This is a genomic window from Streptomyces marokkonensis (assembly GCF_008312835.1).
In the GTDB taxonomy this organism is placed as follows: domain Bacteria; phylum Actinomycetota; class Actinomycetes; order Streptomycetales; family Streptomycetaceae; genus Streptomyces; species Streptomyces marokkonensis_A.
In genome coordinates this window covers 51990-70883 of the sequence record NZ_VSKS01000010.1, presented here as the reverse complement: position 1 = coordinate 70883, position 18894 = coordinate 51990, and the positions used below count along the sequence as shown (strand labels likewise).

Below are 18894 nucleotides of genomic sequence, written 5' to 3'. Positions count from 1 at the left end.
TATAGGATCACTCAATGGTTGAGATACTTCACCGTTGACTTACTACTTCCGTTCGTTGGGATGCTGATGAAGAACGCACCGCGCTGGGCACGATGGCTCGTGCCCCTGGTCCTGTTGGTCGTCTGGCTGGGAGTGGGCGGGACGCTCGGCCCGTACGCGGGAAAGCTGGGCGAGGTGGCCACCAACGACCAGGCCGCCTTCCTGCCGCAGAGCGCCGAGTCCACCCAGGTCCTCCGGGCACGCGAGGCGTTCGACCAGTCCGAGACGCTGCCCGCCGTCGTGGTCTGGACGACCGACGGCTCCCGGGTCGGGGACGGTCAGCGGCAGGCCGCCTCCGAGGCGGTCGGCGCGCTCTCCGGCGCCTCCGGTGTGGTCGGCCGCCCCTCGCCGGCGCTGGTCTCCGAGGACGGCAAGGCCATGCAGGCCGTCGTTCAGCTGGAGCCCGACCTGGGCGACGAACTGCCCGCGGTCCTGGACGAGGTGCGTGACGCGGCGGACGGCGTGCCCGCGACCACGGCCCGGATCGCCGGTCCCGCGGCGAGCCAGGCGGATCTGTCGGACGCGTTCGCCGGCGTCGACGGACTGCTGCTCGGCGTGGCGCTCGGCGCCGTGCTGCTGATCCTGCTGCTGGTCTACCGGAGCGTCCTGCTGCCGTTCGTGATCATCCTCGGTTCCGTCTTCGCCCTGGGACTCGCCTGCGCCGTCGTCTACGCGCTGGCGGACCGGGACGTCGTCCGGGTGGACGGCCAGGTGCAGGGCATCCTCTCCATCCTCGTGATCGGTGCCGCCACCGACTACGCCCTGCTGCTGGCGGCCCGCTTCCGCGAGGAACTCGCCCTGCGCGGTGACCGGGCCGCGGCAGCGGTGGCGGCCGTGCGCAGGTCCTTCGGCGCCATCACGGCGAGCGCGGCCACCGTGGCGCTCGCGCTGCTGGCCCTCCTCGCCAGTGACCTCACGAACAACCGCGCCCTCGGCCCGGTCGGCGCCATCGGCATCGTGTGTGCCGTCCTGTCGACGCTCACCTTCCTGCCGGCCGTGCTGGCCCTGCTGGGCCGGGCCGCGTACTGGCCCTCCCGGCCGAAGGCGCCGGACGCGTCCGTGGAGGGCCACGGAGTGTGGCGCCGGGTCGCCGCGACGGTGGACCGCCGGCCGCGCCGGGTGTGGCTGCTGACCGCGCTGGTCCTCGCCGTCTTCGCGGCGTTCTCCCCCTCACTGTCCGCCAAGGGCGTACCGCTCGACGAGATCTTCGTGAACGACGCGCCCTCGGTGGCCGCCCAGAAGACGCTCGGCGAGCACTTCCCCGGCGGGTCCGGCAACCCCGCCGTCGTCATCGCCGACGCCGGACGCACCGCCGAGGTGACGGCCGCGGCGAGGGACACCGAGGGCGTGGCGTCGGCCGCCGCCGTCTCCGCCTCGGGACGGCCGGGCGGCGGTGAGCCGCTGGTCGTCGACGGGCGCGTGCGCATCGACGCCACCCTTCAGGACGCGGCGGACAGCGACGCGGCCAAGCGGACCGTCGAGCGGCTGCGCGAGAACCTGCACGCGGTGCCCGGCGCCGACGCGCTGGTCGGCGGGTACACCGCCCAGCAGTACGACACCCAGCAGACCGCCGCCCAGGACCGCACCCTGATCGTTCCGGTGGTCCTCGGCATCATCCTGCTGATCCTCGTGCTCCTGCTGCGGTCCCTGCTGGTACCCGTTCTGCTGGTCGCGACCGTGGCACTCAACTTCCTGGCGACCCTCGGTGTGTCGACGCTCGTCTTCGAGCACCTGCTCGGCTTCACCGGTACGGACGCGTCCGTACCGCTGTACGGATTCGTGTTCCTGGTCGCCCTCGGCGTCGACTACAACATCTTCCTGATGTCCCGGGTCCGGGAGGAGGCGCTCGTCCACGGCACCCGGCAGGGCGTGCTGCGCGGGCTGACCACGACCGGCGGGGTGATCACCTCGGCCGGTGTGGTGCTCGCCGCGACCTTCGCGGCCCTGATGGTCATCCCCCTGGCGTTCCTGGTGCAGATCGCGTTCATCGTGGCCTTCGGGGTGCTGCTCGACACCCTCGTGGTGCGCTCGCTCCTCGTGCCCGCCCTGGTGCTCGACATCGGTCCGCCGGCGTGGTGGCCCAGCGCCCTGTCCCGGCGCGGCACCACCACCGGGCCGGTGGCCGAGACGGAGCCCGTGGGGTGACGGCGGTCCGCGCGCCGTGCCGGCCGCGACGGCACGGCGCGCGGACACCCGGCGGCACCGGCCGGCTTCTCCGTCCCGCGGACCGGTGCCCGGCCGGTCACGTCGTCCCTCTTGCACCCGGATTCCGTGTCCTCGCCCGTCGTGCGCGCCTTCTCCCGTCGCCTGGATGCCTTCGCGGCACGTTGGGCGTAATGTCCGGCATATGCACGGTGTTCGGTGTGGCGGGTGGGACGCGGTCCTGCCGGGACCGGCTGTGCACGTCTCGCGAGGGCCGGACCGCTGATGGACACCGCGTTGGCCGCCGTGGTGCGGGAGAGCGGCGCGTACGGCGGGCTGCTGTACGTACTGCCGCCGGGTGAGGACGTGTTGCGACTGATCATGGTGGCGGGCGTCCCGAGCGAACTCACCCTCCCGTGGCGGCGGGTGGCGCTGACCGACCCGATGCCGGTGGCGGAGGCCGTGCGCGAGCGACGTCTGGTGTGGATCGGGGACCAGGAGGAGATGGCGCGCCGGTACCCCCGGCCGGCCCTCGTGCTGCCCTACGACTTCGCGCTGTCGGCCGCCCCGCTCACCGCGGGCGGCACGGTGCACGGCGGGCTGGTGCTGCTGTGGCCCGGGACCCGGTCACCGGAGCTGGGTCCCGCCGAGCGCGAGGGGATCGAGTCGGGCTGCGACCGCCTGGGCGCCCTCCTCGAGGGGGCCACCGGGCGCGGCGACCCGCTGCTGACCGCGGACCGGCCGCGGGCCGTGCCCCTGACGGCCGGGCGCACCGTGCCACCCGGCGAGGCGGCAGCCGTCACGGCGTTCATCGACCGCCTGCCCGGGGGGTCCTGCGGGCTGGACATGCACGGCCGCATCACCTTCATCACCCCCGCCGGCGCCGACCTCGTCGGTCGTGATCCGCAGGATCTGGTGGGCGCCCTGCCCTGGGAGGCGCTGCCGTGGATGGACGTCCCCCAGGTGGAGGACCGCTACCGCGCCGCGCTGGTCAGCCGCCGGCCGCAGCATTTCACCGTCCTGCGACCGCCCCGGACGTGGCTGGCCTTCGAGCTGTACCCGGATCCCTCCGGGATGAGCGTCCGTATCACCCCTGCAGACCCGGCCGAGGGTGCTCCGGCGTCACCGTCCGTGCCGGCCGCCGGTCCCAGCCGCGCCACCCTGCTCTACCACCTGATGCAGCTGGCCGCCACGCTGACCGAGGCCGCCGGGGTCCAGGACGTGGTGGAGCAGGCCGCCGACCAGCTCCTGCCCGCTCTCGGCGCCCAGGGCATGGTGCTGATGACCGCCGAGGACGGACGCCTGAAGATCCTCGGTCACCGCGGTTACAGCGCCGGGCTCCTGGAGCGCTTCGACTCCGTCCGCCTGAGCACGGACATCCCCGCCGTCCGGGTGCAGACCACCGGCGTCCCGGGGTTCTTCCCGACGTTCGCCGACCTGAGGCGTGAGTATCCGTCGGCCGCGCACGAGGACGGGATGGCCGCCTGGGCCGTCCTGCCGCTGATCGCCTCCGGCCGCCCCAGGGGTTCCCTGCTCCTCTCCTACCGCAGGCCCCATGCCTTTCCGCCCGGTGAACGCGCCGTCCTGACCTCGATCGCGGGCCTGGTCGGCCAGGCCCTGGACCGCGCCCGCCTCTACGACGCCAAACACGACCTCGCCCGCCGGCTCCAGTCCGCGCTGCTGCCGCACACCCTCCCCGACATCCCCGGCCTGAAGGTCGCCGCACGCTATCTTCCGGCGGCCCGGGGCCTGGGGATCGGCGGCGACTTCTACGACCTCATCCGCCTCGACGAGTACACCGCCGGCGCCGCCATCGGCGACGTGCAGGGCCACAACGTGGATGCCGCGGCGCTCATGGGGCAGGTCCGCACCGCCGTCCACGCCCACGCCACCGCGGGCTCGTCCCCCGACCAGGTCCTGGCCGGCACCAACCGTCTGCTCAACGACCTCGAGCCGGGCCTGTTCACCTCCTGTGTCTACGTCCACCTCGACCTCGCCACACGCCGCGGGTGCGTGGCCACCGCCGGCCATCCGCCGCCCCTGCTGCGTCACGCCGACGGGCGCACCGAACTCGTGCAGGTCTCCCCCGGCCTCCTGCTCGGCATCGAGCCGGACTCCCGCTACCCGGTCCGGGAGGTGCCCCTGCCGCCCGGCTGCGTGCTCGTCCTCTACACCGACGGACTGGTCGAGGCCCCCGGAGTGGACCTCGACGACGCCACCGCGGCCCTCGCCGGGCTCGTCGAACGCGCGGACCCGACCGACCTCGACGCCATGGCCGACACCCTCATCCGGCACGCGCCGAGTCCCGCCGACGACATCGCCCTGCTCCTCATCAGCCCCGGTGGGTGACGCGGCGCCCGCCACCCGGGGGCGCAACCGGCGGGAACCCGGCGTCACTCGACGGACGGACACGGTTGCCGCACGCGGCCCAGACCGTGTTTCGGGGCCGGGCCGAACGGTGACCTTCGACAAGGCCGTCTCCCACCGGACCTGACGCGCCCGGGGCCCGCCTCTGCCGCCGCCCGACACGGGCGCGGGTACGCGCGTCCACGAAGGAGCGCACCGTGAAGCGTCACCTGCGCGTGCTCCGCCGCGCATGGACGTGGCTGGGCGCCGACACCCTGCTGCGGCGCGGCCGCGACCTCGAGCTGCTGCACCGGGCCATGGGGTTCGCCACGCTCGCGCTGGTCACGCTGGCGCCCCTGCTCATCGTGATCGCCGCCGCCGATCCGCTCGGACGGGGCGGATTCGCGGCCTGGCTGGCGGACGGCATGGGGCTGTCCGGACGGTCCGCCCGCGTCCTCGCGCAGATCATCAGCCCGCCGCGCGAGGTGATCGGCACCACCAGCGTGTGGGGCGTGCTGGCCCTCGCCGCGTTCGGCATCCCGTTCGGCGGGAGCGTCCAGAACGGCTACGAGCGGACATGGCACCTGCCCACGGGGCCGTGGCACCGGATCTGGCGCCAGACGACCTGGCTGTGCGTCCTGACCGCGTACCTGTACCAGGAGGTGCTGACGCGCGATGCCATGCACGGGCCGGAGCGGATCACCCTCTCGCTGGTGACCGGCGTGCTCTTCTTCTGGTGGGGGCAGCACTTCCTGCTGGGCGGGCAGGTCCGCTGGCGGCATCTGCTGCCGGGCGCGCTCGCCACCGTGGCGGGTCTGATCGGTCTGCGGGGCTTCTCCTACTTCGTCTTCACCCCGCTGATCGTCGACAACGCGATCAGCTACGGCACCGTCGGTGTGGTCCTCGTCGTCGAGTCCTGGCTCATCGGAGTGGGCTTCGTCATCTTCGGCGGTGCCCTGTTCGGCCGCTGGCTCCTCGACCACCACGGGCACCGGTTCACCGACGACCTGCCCCCTCGGCCCGGGACGGCACCGGCCGGCGACGACGGCTGACGCTCTCCGGCTGCGCGGTGCGCGGTGGGACGGCGGCGCCGCGTTCCTTGATCCCAAACGCCCGACGTGACATGGGATATACCCTTTGGCGTTCGGTTGTGCCTATCGTGACCGACTGTTCTCGCACACAGTGCCGTGACTTCGGGTGCACGCCACACCATCGTTCAGGAGACCCATGCGCCCCCGGATACCGTCCGTCCCCCGAATAGCCTCCCTCCCGCCCGTCGCGTTGGCGGGCGGCGCGCTGACCGTCGGCGTCGGTGGCCTGTATCTCGCCGGGCTGCTGCTCACCGGCGGTGAGATCGAGGCGGGTACGACGGTGCGCGGCGTGGACCTAGGGGGCCTGACCCGCGAGGAAGCCGCCCGGAAGCTGGAACGGCACCTGGTGGAGGCCGGACCGCGAAAACTGGCGGTGAAGGTCGGCGACCGCGGGGGCGCGCTCGATACGCGGCAGGCGGGGCTGTCCTACGACATCCCGGCGACCCTCGACCGGGCGGTGGCCACCGGTGCCGATCCGGTCGGCGTGATCGGCGGGCTGTTCCGGTCGGGCGGCGCCATCGAGCCGGTCGTGCGCGTCGACGAGGGCAAGGCCCGCGCCGCCCTCGGGAAGCTGGCCGGGACACTGGACCGGAAGGTCCGCGAAGGAGCCGTCTCGTTCAACGACGGTCGTGTGGAGCAGACCGCCCCGCACCGCGGGTACGCGCTGGACGTGGACGCCGCGATCGGCTCACTGCGCGCCCCCTTCCTGCGCGGCGCGGCCGGCCCGGTCACGGTGCTGCCCGCGCGCGAGACCGAGCCGGAGCTCACGGCGGACGAGGTGAAGCGGGCGGTGCGCGAGTTCGCGCGGCCGGCGATGTCGGCACCGGTCACCCTCACCGCGGGCGGCGAACGGTTCACGGTCACCCCGGCCGTGCTGGGCGAGCACCTGACGATGCGGCCGGACGACGCCGGCAGGCTCACACCGGAGCTGGACAGCAAGGGCCTGCGCGCCGCGCCCGTGGTGGCCGACGCCCTGAACGGCCTCCCCGCCACACCCCGCAACGCCCGGCTGGGGCTCGAGGGCGACAAGGCCGTGGTCACCGCCGACGCCAGGCCCGCCGTGAAGGTCACCGACAAGGCCCTGGGCAAGGCCGTCCTGCCCCTGCTCACCAGGACGGGTGGCGCGCGCACCGGCGAGGTGGAAGCGCAGCGGATCCAGCCCGAGGTCACCCGCGAGAACGCCGCGCGCCTCGGTCTGACGGAGAAGATGTCCTCCTTCACGGTCGACTTCGAACCGGCCGCGTACCGCACGACGAACGTCGGCCGGGCCGTGGAACTCATCAACGGCTCCGTCGTGATGCCGAACGAGACCTGGAGCTTCAACCGGACCGTCGGCGAGCGCACCGAGGCCAACGGTTTCGTCGACGGAGTCATGATCTTGAACGACCGGTACACCAAGGCGCCCGGCGGCGGTGTCTCCGCCGTGGCCACCACGGTCTTCAACGCGATGTTCTTCGCGGGCGTCCGGCCCGTCGAGTACGGCGCCCACTCCTTCTACATCGAGCGCTACCCCGAGGGCCGTGAGGCGACGGTCGCCTGGGGCAGCCTCGACCTGAGGTTCGCCAACGACTCCGGGAAGGCGATGTACATCCAGGCCGAGTCCACCGGCACCTCGGTGACCATCAGCTTCCTCGGCACGAAGAAGTACGACGAGATCACGTCGGTGAAGGGGCCGCGGACCAACGTGGAGCAGCCGGCCGAGAAGGTGAGCACCGACGAGCAGTGCGTGCCGCAGCCCCCGCTCGAGGGCTTCGACGTCACGGTGGAGCGGGTCTTCCGCGACGGGGGCCGGGAGGTGCGGCGGGAACCGTTCCGCACGCACTACACCCCGCGCGACGAGATCGTCTGCGAAGAGACGCCGAGCGAGCCCGGCTGAGAACGCGCGGGCGCACGCCCCGCGCGGAGGCCGACCGCTCAGATGGCCTCGACGGCGTCGACGACGTCGGCCACGTCGTCGATGTCCCGGACCGCCGCGAGCAGTTCGGGGACCGGCGTCCTGTCCGCCCTCCCCGTCAGGGTCACCGTGCCGTTCTCCACGGACACCTCGACGGTGTGCGGGGCCGGCAGGTGCCGACCGACGAGGGACTCGGCCTCGGCGCGGATCTCCGCGTCGTCACGGATCAGGGCCCGCAACAGGTCGCGCCGGCTGACGACACCGACGAGCCGGCCGCGGTGGTCGGTCACGGGAAGCCGCTTCAACCGCGCGTGGGCAGCGGTCCACGCGGCGTCCGAGACCCGTGCCGCGGGGTGGACGGTGACCGGCGGGAAGGTCATCAGGGTGGCCGCCGTGTCGCCTTGGCCCTTCTCGTACAGACGGTGCTGCCACAGCCTGCCGACGGACCCGTGCCGGTGCGGCTCCGCCATGACCGCGGCCTTGGCCAGCAGATCCGACTCCGAGACGACACCGATCACGTGGTCGTCGGCATCGACCACCGGTACGGCGCCCACCTGCTCACGGGCCAGGGTGCGGGCCACCTCCAGGAACGGCATGTCGCCGGGTACGGAGGCCGCCGGCACCCGCATGACGTCCCGCACGTGGAGGACGGCCGGCCCCCGAACGGGCGGCTCAGGTGCGGCGGTGACGGGTGGTTCGGTGCTCCCCGTGCCGGAGGCGGGTGCGGGCTCCTCCCCGGTGCTCCTCCGCGACGCGGCGGCGGCCACCGCCCCCAGGTAGCGGCGCAACGCGTCCTGGCGCGGTTCCTCCTGGGGCGTCCACGGGCGGCCGGGCGCGGTGCGGCGGGCTTCCGTCTCCACGGAGCGGTGCTCGAAGTCGCTCACGGCTGCCTCCTCCCGGGAGTGCCGTCCGCCTACGGGTTCAGTTTCGCATCCATCGAACGGTGCGGCCTCCGGGCCGAACGGCACCGCCCGCGGGACGGACGACGCGGCACGGCGCGACATGCCCCCGCCCACCGAGGACACTGGAAGGCGGAGTCCGGTCCCACCGACAGGAGAGTTCGTGTGACGGGTTTCCGGGACTTTCTGACACGGTTCCGGCCGGCGGCGTCGCCCGGCCGGGCCGCACCGGGCGGTGTCCCCGCGGACCGCTCCGCCGAACTCCGTGCGGAGCTCGCACCGCCGCTGGCCCTGCTCGAACGGGCGGAGGCGGAAGCCCGGGCGGTTCGCGAGCGGGCCGCCGACGCCGCCGCGTCACGACTGCGGGAAGCCGAAGGGCAGGCCGGGGCGATCGTGGCCGGGGCACGCGCGCAGGCCCCCTTGATCCGGGCGCGCGCGGCCGAGCGGGTGCTGCGCGCGGCCGAGGGTGAGGCGGCCGCACTGCGCGCCGCGGCCGAGCGCGAGGCGAGCGCCGTGCGCGACCGTGCCAGGACACGGACGTCCGTGATCGCCGGCCGTGTGGTGGATCTGGTGCTTCAGGACCTGGCGGCGGACGGCGCGTCGCCACCCGTACGCGTTCCTCAACGGGCTCCGGGCCACGGAGGCTTCGCGGAGGCTGATCCCTGATGGGTGCCGGGTGGGTGGCCGGTGTGACCAGGGCACGGGCGCTGCGGACCAGGTGCCTGGGCGAGGACGGGGTCCGGAACGTGGCCGAATCCGGGACACTGGAGGACGCCCTGCGCTACGTGGCGGCCACCGCGTACCGGCACGACGTCGCTTCCGGCGCCACCCCGGCCGAGGCCCAGCGGGCGGTCTCGTCCGCTCTCCTGTGGCATCTGCGGGTCCTCGCCGGCTGGCAGCCGGCCGCCGGGGCCGCCGCCGTCCGTGCGCTCACCGCCGGGTTCGAGATCTCCAACACCGAACACCATCTGCGTTCCCTGTCGGCCGTGTCCCCCGGGCCGGCCGGTCCGGGGGAGCCGGGTCCGGCAGGCTTCCGTCCCCCGCCGTACCGCCTGGGCACGCTGGCGCTCGCCTGGACCCGGCTGGCCCGCGCCCGTACGCCGTCGGAGCTGCGCACCGCGCTGGCGGCCTCCGACTGGGGCGACCCCGGCGGCGACTCGCCGGCCGAGGTCGCCACCGGCATGCGGGTCTCCGCCGCGGTGCGGGTGGCCACCGCCGTTCCCGGCGCGGAGCGCTGGGCCGCGTCCCGGCTCGCCCTGCTGTTCGGCCGCGAGGTGTTCGTCGTCGGCCGCCGGATCCCGGACGCCTCCGCCCGCCGGGCGGCCCGGCTGCTCGGCCCGAGGGCGGTGGACGCGGGGTCCTACGCCGGATTCCGGGAGGCGTTGCCGGCCACCGCGACGTGGCTGCTCGACGACGTCGACGAGGCGGCGGACCTGTGGCGGGCCGAGGCCCGGTGGTGGGAGGCGGTCGAGGAGGACGGCCGGGAACTGCTGCGCCGGTCCCGCTTCGGTCCCCACCCGGTCGTGGGAGCCGTCGCGTTGCTGTCCGCCGACGCGTGGCGCACCCGCGGCGCACTGGAGCTGGCCGCCCGGGGCGGCGGCCCCGGCAACCGGTCCGCGGAGGTGCTCGATGCTCCGGGCTGAGGGGGCGGCGGTCCCGGTCCGGATGCGCAGGGTGGCCGTCGTGGCTCCCGAGGAGACGCTGCGCGACAGCCTGGTGCGGATCGCCGAGGCGGGCTGCGTCGAGATCGACCCGGCCGGGGACGGGAGGCCGGAGGTCCACGGGCCGGCGGCGACGCGCCTGCGGCGGCTGCGCGCCGAGCCGGCGCGTCCCTGCCTCAGCGAGGCTCCGCCCGACCTGGACGCCCTCGAACTGGAGGGCCGGGCGGACCTGCTGGCGGGCGAGGCGCAGGTGGAGGAACGGATGGGCGGCGCGGTCCGGCACGGCGATGTCGCGGCCCTGGCCGGCTGGTGTCCGCAGACCGAGGTGGGCGCCGTCGCGGCGCGGGTCGCCGGTACCGGGGGCGCGCTGGTGCCGCTGCGCTCCCCGCGCGGTGTCGACCCGCCCACCCTGCTGGGCGGAGCCGCCGCGGCACCGCGTCCGGCGCCGGCCGTGCGCCGCTCCTTCACGCCTCTGGTGACGACGTACGGCACCGTGCCCTACGCCGACCTCGACCCCACGATGGCGGCCGGGGTCGTCTACGTGGTGATGTTCGGCCTGATGTTCGGCGACGCCGGGCACGGACTGCTGCTGGTCGCCGTCGCCCTCCTCCTGCGCGCCGGCCGGCCGCGCCGCCTGGCGGCGCTGCGCCCGCTGTGGCCCTTCGTCGCCGGGGCCGGACTGGCCGCCACCCTGGCCGGGGTGGCGTACGGCGAGTTCTTCGGCCCGACCGGGGTGCTGCCCGCGCTGTGGCTGGCACCGCTGGAGGATCCCATGCGGCTGCTGGCCGGCGCCGTCGGGTTCGGCACCGTGCTGCTCGGCCTCGCCTACGCCGCGGGGATCGTGAACCGGTGGCGGGAGGGCGGACCGGCGGCCGCCCTGTACGCGACGACCGGCATCGCCGGGGCGGCGCTCCATCTCGGTCTCGTCGTCGTCGCCGGGTCCGTGTGGCTCGGGCAGGCCGCGTACGGGGTCGTGGGGGCCGTGATCGCGGTCGTCGGTCTGGCACTGGCCGGGCCGGGACTGTACGCGGCCACCGCGGGTGGTCCGGGCGGCGCCGTGCAGACCGGCATCCAGCTCTTCGACGCGGTGGTCAGGATCGGCTCCAACGCCGTGTCCTTCGCACGGCTCGCGGCCTTCGGCCTCACCCACGCGGCCCTCGGCGCGATCGTCTGGGACGGTACGACCGCCCTGGCGGGGCGGGGCCCGGTGGGCGTCGCCGCCGCACTCGTGGTGTTCCTCGCGGGCAATGCCCTTGCCTTCTCCCTGGAGGCACTGGTGGCCGGTGTCCAGGCGCTGCGTCTGGAGTTCTACGAACTGTTCTCCCGGCTCTTCGAGGGTGAGGGCCGCCCCTTCAGGCCCTGGCACCTGCCCGTGGAGCGCGGGTCCGCCGCCGACGCCGAACCGGCCGCGGTGGAGCAAGCCGTCCGACCGTACCCGGCGAGGAAGGAGCAGTCGTGATCACCTGGTTCTTGGCCCTGCCGGTCATCGCGGCGGGATGCGCCGCCGTGCGCCTCGTGCTGCGGCGCTCGGGCCGGACGGCCCTGTGGTGGATGGTCGCCGCGGACGCCGTGCTCCTGGTGGCCGCCACCGTGGTGCTGACCCTGGCGCTCGGCGGCGGGTCCGCCGAGGCCGCGACCACGGCGGCGCAGGACTCCGGTTCCGGGTCCGCCGCCCTGATCGGAGCCGCGATCGCGGTGGCCGCGTCGACGATCGGCGCGGGCATCGCCGTCGCCTACACCGGTGCGGCGGCCCTCGCGGCGCTCAGCGAACGGCCCGAACTCTTCGGCCGGGCCATGGTCGTCGTCGGCCTGGCCGAGGGCATCGCCATCTACGGGCTGGTCGTCGCGGTCATCCTGATCGGGAAGGCGTGACCGTGGGGCGCGTCGCGGCGCTCGGAGAGCGGTCCAGGGTGACCGGCTGGGCCCTGGCCGGAGCGGTCGTCCTCGTCGCCGACGACGCCGAGACCGTACGCAGGCTCTGGCAGGGCCTGCCGGACGGCATCGACCTGGTGATCCTGACCGCGGCCGCGGCCGAGGCGCTGGAGGCGGCCCCTGCGGCCCCCGCGGCCCCCGCGGCGCCGGGTGGCCGCCGTCCGCTGACCGCCGTGATGCCGCCATGACGACCCCGGTCCCCGAGCAGGCGGCGCAGGCGCTCTCGCCGGTCCGGGAGGGGCTGCTGCGTGCCGCTCGCACCGATGCGGAGGCGCTGCTGGCCGACGCGGACCGGGAGGCCGCGGCCCTGCTCGAACACGCCCGCGCCGAGGCCCGGGCGATCCTCGACGCGGCCCGGCGGCAGGGCGAGGCCGACGGCTCGGACGCCGCCCGCGACCTCCTCGTCAGGGCCCGGCGTGAGGCCAGGTCCCGTACGCTCGCCGCTCGCCGGGAGTCCTTCGAGGAGGTGCGCCACGAGGCCGCCGAGCGGGCCCGCGCCCTGCGCGGGACCGACGGCTACGCCGCGCTGCGGGAGGAGCTGGAGCGCAGGGCCCGCGTCCTCCTCGGTCCCGCGGCGGAGGTGAGCGAACACGCGGACGGGGGCGTGGTGGCGCGGGTGCCGGGACGACGGGTCGACCTGTCGCTGACCGCGCTGGCCGACCGCGCGCTGGACCGTGTGGGAGGGCAGGTGCTGAGCCTGTGGGAGCCGTGACGGAGGACCCCGGGGCGCCTCGGCGGGACACCGGCCGGCGGCCGGTCTCCCGGATCCTGCGTGTCACCGGGCCGCTTGTGGAGATGGAGTACACGAGCGGCATCGCGATGTACGACCTGGTCTCGATCGGCCCCGCCCGGCTGCCCGGGGAGATCGTGGCCATCAGCGGACGCGTGGTCACCGTCCAGGCGTACGAGTACACCGGTGGTCTCGCTCCGGGTCAGACGGCGCTGCCCCGGGGGCGTCCGCTGTCGGTCCGGCTCGGCCCCGGACTGCTCGGCGGGATCTTCGACGGTCTGCTGCGTCCCCTGTCCGGTGCCGGCGACTGGCTGTCGCCCGGCGCGCGACGGCACACGTCGGAGGAACGACCCTGTTCCTTCCGCCCCTTCGTGGCGCGGGGCGAGCGGGTGGCCGGGGGGCAGGCGCTGGGAGACGTCCGCACGGCGGGGCCCCTGCGGGTGAAGGTCCTCGTGCCGCCGGGCGGCGGGGGCACGGTCGAGGAGATCGCCGGCGCCGGGGACCACCCGAGGGACGCCGTGGTGGCCGTGGTGGGCGGCACCGGGATCACCGCGGACGCCCTGTGGCCGGTGCGCCGGCCGCGCCCGGTGCGGGAGCGCGTCGCCGGCCGGGAGGCCCTGAGCACCGGCCAGCGGGTGATCGACCTGCTCTTCCCCGTGGCCCGGGGCGGCACGGTGGCGGTGCCCGGCGGTTTCGGCACCGGCAAGACGATGCTCCTGCAGCAGATCGCCAAGTGGTGCGACGCCGACGTCATCGTCTACGTCGGCTGCGGGGAGCGCGGCAACGAGATGGCGGACGTGATCACCGAACTGTCCGAGCTCCGGGACCCGCGCACGGGCGGGAGCCTCGCGGACCGCACGGTCACGATCGCCAACACCTCCAACATGCCGATGATGGCCCGCGAGGCGAGCGTCCACACGGGGATGACGGTCGCCGAGTACTTCCGGGACATGGGCCTGGACGTGGTCGTCATCGCCGACTCGACCTCCCGGTGGGCCGAGGCGCTGCGCGAGTTCGCCTCCCGTACCGGTGCGCTGCCCGCCGAGGAGGGCTACCCGGCCGGACTCGCCTCCGCCATCGCCGCCTTCTACGAACGGGCCGCGGCGGTGACCACCCTGGGCGGCGACCGGGGATCGGTGACCGTGATCGGCGCGGTGTCCCCGCCCGGCGGCGACATGACCGAACCGGTGACCGCGCACACCGAACGCTTCGTCCGCTGCCTGTGGACCCTCGACCGCGACCTCGCCTACGCCCGCCACTACCCGGCGGTCTCCTGGGCCGGATCCTTCTCCCGCGACGTACCCGTCCTGGCCGCCGGGCACCGGACGGCGGGCGACCCGGCGTGGTCGGGTCGCCGCGACCGGGTGGGAGCGGTGCTGGCGGAGGCCGACCGGCTGGCCGACCTGGTGGACCTGATCGGCATCGCCGCCCTGCCCCCGCGGGAGCGCGTCAGTGTGCTGGCCGGGAGGCTGGTCCGCGAGGGCGTGCTGCAGCAGAGCGCGCTGTCGCAGCGGGACGCGTACTGCGGCCCGGAGAAGACGGCCGCCCTGGCCGACGCCGTGCTCGCGGTCGTCGACCGCTGTCGCGAACTGGTCGACGCGGGCGTTCCGGCGGCTTCGGTCGAGGAGATCGACTTCGGCCCGCTGCTGCGTACCCGCGAGGACACCGGCCCGCACGACGCCGCGGGGGTGGCGGAGCGGCGCGACGCGATGCTCGCCGGGCTGCGGGAGGTGCGGCCATGAGCACGGCCGGTGGGATCGAGTACACCGCGGTGCGCGAACTGCGGGGGCCGCTCGCGATCATCGAGGGGGTCGCGGGGGTCGGCTGGGACGAGTACGCGCACATCACCCTCCACTCGGGCGAACGGCGTCACGGCGTGGTCCTGGACGCCGACCGCGACCTGGCGGTCGTCCAGGTGCTTGAGGGCACCGCGGGCATCGACCCGGAGGGTGTCCGGGCGGCCTTCTCGGGCAGTCCGCTGCGCGTCCCGGTCGGCACGGACTGGCTCGGCCGGGTCTGCAACGGCCGGGGCGAGCCCCTGGACGGCGGCCCGCCCGTCCTCGGCTCCCGGGACGCCGAGGTGGGCGGCGCGCCCATCAACCCGGTGCGGCGCGAGCCGCCGTCCGAGCCGGTGCTCACCGGTGTCGGAGCGGTCGACACCCTGACCACGCTGGTACGCGGGCAGAAACTGCCGGTGTTCTCCGTGGCCGGGCTGCCGCACCTGGAGCTGGCCGCCCAGATCGCCGCGCAGGCCACCGCCGCGGGAAAGGCGTTCGCCGTCGTCTTCGCGGGCATGGGGCTCACCCACGCCGACGCCTCCTTCGTCCGCGACGCCCTGGAGGAACGGTCCGCCGCAGGGGAGCTGGTCCTGCTGCTGAACACCGCGGACGACCCGGTGATCGAACGGCTCCTCACCCCGCGCATCGCGCTCACCGTCGCCGAGCACCTCGCCTTCACCGGCGGGCGGCACGTCCTGGTGGTGCTGAACGACATGACCACCTACGCCGAGGCCCTGCGCGAGGTCTCCGCCGCCCGCGGGGAGATACCCGCCCGCCGTGCCTACCCCGGCTATCTCTACAGCGATCTGGCCTCCCTGTACGAGCGCTGCGGACGGATCAGGGGCCGTCCCGGCTCGGTCACCGTGCTGCCGGTGCTCACCATGCCCGCGGGCGACATCACCCACCCCGTGCCGGACCTGACCGGCTACATCACCGAGGGCCAGATCGTGCTCTCGCCCGAGACGCACGCGCGGGGCGTGTACCCGCCGCTGGACGCCCTGTCCTCCCTGTCCCGGCTGATGCGCAAGGGCGCCGGCCCCGGCCGCACCCGCGACGACCACCTCGACGTCGCCGCCCAGCTGCTGGCCGCCCTGGCCCGCGCGCGGCAGGTGCGCGACCTCGCCGATCTGGTCGGCCAGGCGGCGCTGAGCCCGGCCGACCGCCGGTACCTGGACTACGAGGAGGCGTTCCTGCGGGACTTCACCGACCAGCGGAGCGACGAACCCCGCGGCCTCGACGCCTCGTTGGAACGCGGTTGGCGGGTGCTGCTCACCCTGCCCCGCAGCCGGCTCTCCATGCTCCCCGCCGCTCTCCTCGACGCCCACGGGGCGAAGGACGCCGACGCACTCGACGATCACGGGGAGGCGCCGCGATGACCGGTGCCCGCCGTACGCCACCCGGTCGTGCGGGACGCCTGCGGCTGCGGCACAGCCTCGATGTCGCCGAGCGCGGGGCGGACCTGCTGGAGCAGAAGCTGCGCATCCTGCGGTCCGAACACCAGCGGCTGCTGCGCGCGCGGGAGTCGGCCGAGCGCGCCTGGCGGGACCTGGTGGCCGAGGCCGAGAGCTGGCTGCTGCGCGGACTGCTCCTGAGCGGGGAGCAAGCCCTCGACTCGGCCGCCGCGGGCGTCGCCCCCGCCGAGACCACCGTTCACTGGACCACCTCCATGGGGGTACGCCGTCCGACGGCGGCCTCCACGTCCGTACCCGGCCGTCCGGCCACCTCCGCCGCTCCCGCCAACACGGCCCTCGTGCACGCCGAGGCGGCCTACGGCCGTGCCGTGCGCGCCGCCGCCGAGTACGCGGCGGCCGACGCCGCCGCCGGGACGGTGGGCGAGGAGGTCACCGGCACCCGGCACCGGGTCCGCGCGCTGCGGCGCCACTGGATCCCCCGTCTGCGGGAGGCCCTCGACCGGAGCGACCTGGCCCTGGAGCAGGCCGAGCACGAGGACGGCGTGCGGCGGCGCCGGGCCACCCGGTAGGTCTCCCCGCCGTACGCCCGACGACGATGCCGCTCGTGGTGAGCGCCGGACGGCTGGAATCCGCTGCGACGGACGTGTGCCGTGACGTCCGTGCGCGCGGGAGCGGTGCAGAGTGTCGGCATGGCCGAGGACGAAGCGCGGCTCAGCCCTCCTGAGCCGCTGCTGCAGTTGATCGACAATCTCGCGCGGTTCCACCGCGAGCACGAGGAGTACTACGCGCAGGCACCACTGCGACAGGCGAGTGAGCTGCAGGCGCGGTCCCGGGTGCTGAAGGCGCTGGCGGACCGGTGGAGCGTGGTCGGCGTGGGTGAGCAGGCGTCGGCGGTCGGGTTCGCCGGCACGGAGGACCTGAACGCCCCCGGGCTCGTCGCGGAGTCGGGGGTTCTCTTCATGGAGGGCGAGGGCGAGCCGGCCGAACTGCGTCGGCTGAAGCGTGAGGTCCGGCAGGCCGCGGACGACGCCGAGCAGACGGGTGGCTGGCTGGCTCGGGCGATGGAGCAGGCCTGGGAGATCGCGGGCGGCCTGGCCGACCACCCGGCGCTGGCCGACCTGCTCGGGGAGCGTCACCGGATCATCGCCAATGACTGGCAGTCCGCCGCGCTGCAGTCCCTGATCGCGCGGATGTTGCGGCGGGCCCTCGACCTGCTGGCCGTGGTCGACTTCACGCCGGCGGCCCTGCGGGCCGACCTGGCAGGCCGGCGGCAGGCCCCCGCGTACCTGTACTCGGCCTCCGAGGTGCTGGACCGCGCGGCGGACCTGATGGCGGAGTCGGCCGTGCTGGTGCACGACAACGAGCGGCGCTGGCGCGTCTTCCGTGCCCGGGTCCGCGAGCTGCGGTCCGCGTAGGGCGCGCGGACGCCGTGGGAGCCGGGCCGGTTCCGTACCGCGGTGTCCGACCTGCGGTTCCCTACCGTGTGTCGGGTGCGGCCCCAGCCGTTCGGTGCGCGCCGTTCACCTCGTGCTTCCAGCCGGCCAGGCTCCGCCACGTGGCTCCGCGGGCCGAGGTGACCGGCACGAGTCGCGGCACGTACTGCTCGCACTCGGGATTGTGGCAGGGCCCCGCCACCCAGGCGGGGACGAAGATACCCATCGTCTTGTGCCGTTCCACCACGGCGTCCACCGGCAGCTTGCACGAGCCGCAGACATGGCCCGACCGAGGGGTCGCCCTGTCGTCCTTGCCGCTATCCATGATCACCATTTTATGACCCTTTTGCACACTTATGGAAGCCTTTTGACCGGATCCTTCTCGTGGGCACGGACAGCCGGACAAGACACCCACCTCAGGTTCGGGTCATGTGCCGTCCGGTGGCTCCGCGGTGTTCGGGGGGTCGGCCGATCGTTCCCGCACGGCTTCCCGGGACGTTTCCGCAGTCGGCCTCTCCCCCGTCGGCACACCTGCGTCCGGGCCCGGCCGGTCGTCGGTGTGGCCGGCCGGCGGAGGGCGCAGCATGCTGAGCGTGACGGAGACGGCCAGGATGGTGGCGATGACGGCGAGGCTGAGGAGCGAGGGGATCTCGGGTACGGCGGTGCTGATGGTCTTGTGGGACGCCTGCAGGACGAGTTTGACGCCGATGAAGGCAAGGATGAGCGCCAGGCCCTTGCTGAGGTAGTGGAAGCGGTCCAGCAGACCGGCGAGCATGAAGTACAGCGCGCGCAGGCCGAGGATGGCGAAGGCGTTGCTGGTGTAGACGATGAAGGCGTCGCTGCTGACGGCCAGGACGGCGGGCACACTGTCGACGGCGAAGACGAGGTCGGCGGCTTCGATGGCGACGACCACGGCGAGCAGCGGAGTGGCGACGCGCTTGCCGGCTTCCCGGACGAAGAAGTGGGCGCCGGCGTACTCGTCCCGGACTGGGATGACCTTCCGCAGCAGGCGTACGGCGATGCTCTTGCCCGGGTCGAAACTGTCGTCCTCCTCTTTGAGGATCTTGTATGTGCTGTAGAAGAGGACGGCCGCGAAGACGAACAGGACGGCGGTGAAGCGGCTGACGACCGCCACGCCCGCGGCGAGGAAGATGCCGCGGAAGACCAGGGCTCCCAGCACACCGAAGAACAGGACGCGGTGCTGATAGGCGCGAGGCACCCTGAAGTAGCCGAAAATCAGCGCGAAGACGAAGAGGTTGTCCACCGACAGGCTCTTCTCCAGCAGCCACGCGGTGGTGTACTCCACACCGGCCGTCGTGCCGACGACCAGGAAGACGACGGCACCAAAGGCGACCGCCAGTCCCACCCACACACCGCTCCAGGCGGTGGCCTCCCGAAATCCGATGACGTGCGCGTGCCGGTGCGCGAGCAGATCGACCGCCAAGGACACCACGACGGTGACGGCGAACACCATCCACAGCCACAGCGGCACATCATGCACGGGTGGGCCTCCCACGCGCGATCGACCGGCCTTTCA

At 74.2% G+C, this 18894-nt stretch carries 17 protein-coding genes; 14 read left to right on the top strand and 3 right to left on the bottom strand.

Annotation, left to right across the window (positions count from 1 at the left end; all coding sequences use genetic code 11):
- The first annotated feature begins 66 nt into the window (after window positions 1–66).
- From F1615_RS18635 to F1615_RS18620, 4 genes are all read left to right on the top strand, one after another.
- Window positions 67–2184: an MMPL family transporter gene (locus tag F1615_RS18635; RefSeq protein WP_149550123.1), complete on the top strand. Its 2118-nt coding sequence runs from the start codon at window positions 67–69 to the stop codon at window positions 2182–2184.
- Between the two features lie 282 nt (window positions 2185–2466).
- A complete protein-coding gene (locus F1615_RS18630) occupies window positions 2467–4530 on the top strand; it encodes a SpoIIE family protein phosphatase (protein ID WP_149550122.1) in 2064 nt (687 codons plus the stop codon).
- A 215-nt stretch (window positions 4531–4745) separates the two neighbouring features.
- Window positions 4746–5579 carry a ribonuclease BN gene (locus F1615_RS18625; protein ID WP_149550121.1) on the top strand — a complete coding sequence of 278 codons (834 nt, stop codon included), beginning with the start codon at window positions 4746–4748 and terminating at the stop codon, window positions 5577–5579.
- Window positions 5580–5754: 175 nt separating this feature from the next.
- Window positions 5755–7494, top strand: coding sequence for a VanW family protein (locus F1615_RS18620; protein WP_149550120.1), 1740 nt, complete (start codon window positions 5755–5757; stop codon window positions 7492–7494).
- A 38-nt stretch (window positions 7495–7532) separates the two neighbouring features.
- On the opposite strand, the gene F1615_RS18615 is transcribed toward F1615_RS18620, so the two are convergent.
- Complete coding sequence (locus F1615_RS18615; protein WP_149550119.1) at window positions 7533–8396, bottom strand: CBS domain-containing protein; 864 nt, start codon at window positions 8394–8396, stop codon at window positions 7533–7535.
- Between the two features lie 180 nt (window positions 8397–8576).
- Between F1615_RS18615 and F1615_RS18610 the strand changes: the two genes are divergently transcribed.
- From F1615_RS18610 to F1615_RS18565, 10 genes are all read left to right on the top strand, one after another.
- Window positions 8577–9077 carry a hypothetical protein gene (locus tag F1615_RS18610; protein WP_149550118.1) on the top strand — a complete coding sequence of 167 codons (501 nt, stop codon included), beginning with the start codon at window positions 8577–8579 and terminating at the stop codon, window positions 9075–9077.
- Between the two features lie 23 nt (window positions 9078–9100).
- Entirely contained in the window at window positions 9101–10054 is a 954-nt protein-coding gene (locus F1615_RS18605) for a V-type ATPase subunit (RefSeq protein WP_244328782.1), read from the top strand.
- Complete coding sequence (locus F1615_RS18600) at window positions 10041–11531, top strand: V-type ATPase 116kDa subunit family protein (protein WP_208818352.1); 1491 nt, start codon at window positions 10041–10043, stop codon at window positions 11529–11531. The genes F1615_RS18605 and F1615_RS18600 overlap by 14 nt, the downstream gene beginning before the upstream one ends.
- A complete protein-coding gene (locus F1615_RS18595) occupies window positions 11528–11944 on the top strand; it encodes an ATP synthase subunit C (protein ID WP_149550116.1) in 417 nt (138 codons plus the stop codon). Before F1615_RS18600 ends, F1615_RS18595 begins: the two co-directional genes overlap by 4 nt.
- Complete coding sequence (locus F1615_RS18590) at window positions 11941–12192, top strand: hypothetical protein (protein WP_149550115.1); 252 nt, start codon at window positions 11941–11943, stop codon at window positions 12190–12192. The genes F1615_RS18595 and F1615_RS18590 overlap by 4 nt, the downstream gene beginning before the upstream one ends.
- Window positions 12189–12716: a V-type ATP synthase subunit E gene (locus tag F1615_RS18585; RefSeq protein ID WP_149550114.1), complete on the top strand. Its 528-nt coding sequence runs from the start codon at window positions 12189–12191 to the stop codon at window positions 12714–12716. The genes F1615_RS18590 and F1615_RS18585 overlap by 4 nt, the downstream gene beginning before the upstream one ends.
- Window positions 12704–14476, top strand: a complete 1773-nt coding sequence (locus tag F1615_RS18580; protein ID WP_149550113.1) for a V-type ATP synthase subunit A — start codon at window positions 12704–12706, stop codon at window positions 14474–14476. Before F1615_RS18585 ends, F1615_RS18580 begins: the two co-directional genes overlap by 13 nt.
- The gene (locus F1615_RS18575; RefSeq protein WP_149550112.1) at window positions 14473–15888 is read left to right on the top strand and encodes a V-type ATP synthase subunit B; all 1416 of its coding nucleotides are present in this window, start codon (window positions 14473–14475) and stop codon (window positions 15886–15888) included. Before F1615_RS18580 ends, F1615_RS18575 begins: the two co-directional genes overlap by 4 nt.
- Complete coding sequence (locus F1615_RS18570; RefSeq protein WP_208818351.1) at window positions 15885–16493, top strand: V-type ATP synthase subunit D; 609 nt, start codon at window positions 15885–15887, stop codon at window positions 16491–16493. Before F1615_RS18575 ends, F1615_RS18570 begins: the two co-directional genes overlap by 4 nt.
- Before the next feature lie 120 nt (window positions 16494–16613).
- Window positions 16614–17339, top strand: coding sequence for a hypothetical protein (locus F1615_RS18565; RefSeq protein WP_149550111.1), 726 nt, complete (start codon window positions 16614–16616; stop codon window positions 17337–17339).
- Window positions 17340–17400: 61 nt separating this feature from the next.
- Here F1615_RS18565 and F1615_RS18560 read toward each other — a convergent pair whose 3' ends face one another.
- Together F1615_RS18560 and F1615_RS18555 are read right to left on the bottom strand one after the other, a co-directional pair.
- Window positions 17401–17682 carry a hypothetical protein gene (locus tag F1615_RS18560; RefSeq protein WP_149550110.1) on the bottom strand — a complete coding sequence of 94 codons (282 nt, stop codon included), beginning with the start codon at window positions 17680–17682 and terminating at the stop codon, window positions 17401–17403.
- Between the two features lie 102 nt (window positions 17683–17784).
- Window positions 17785–18858: a TerC family protein gene (locus F1615_RS18555; protein WP_149550109.1), complete on the bottom strand. Its 1074-nt coding sequence runs from the start codon at window positions 18856–18858 to the stop codon at window positions 17785–17787.
- Between the last annotated feature and the right edge of the window lie 36 nt (window positions 18859–18894).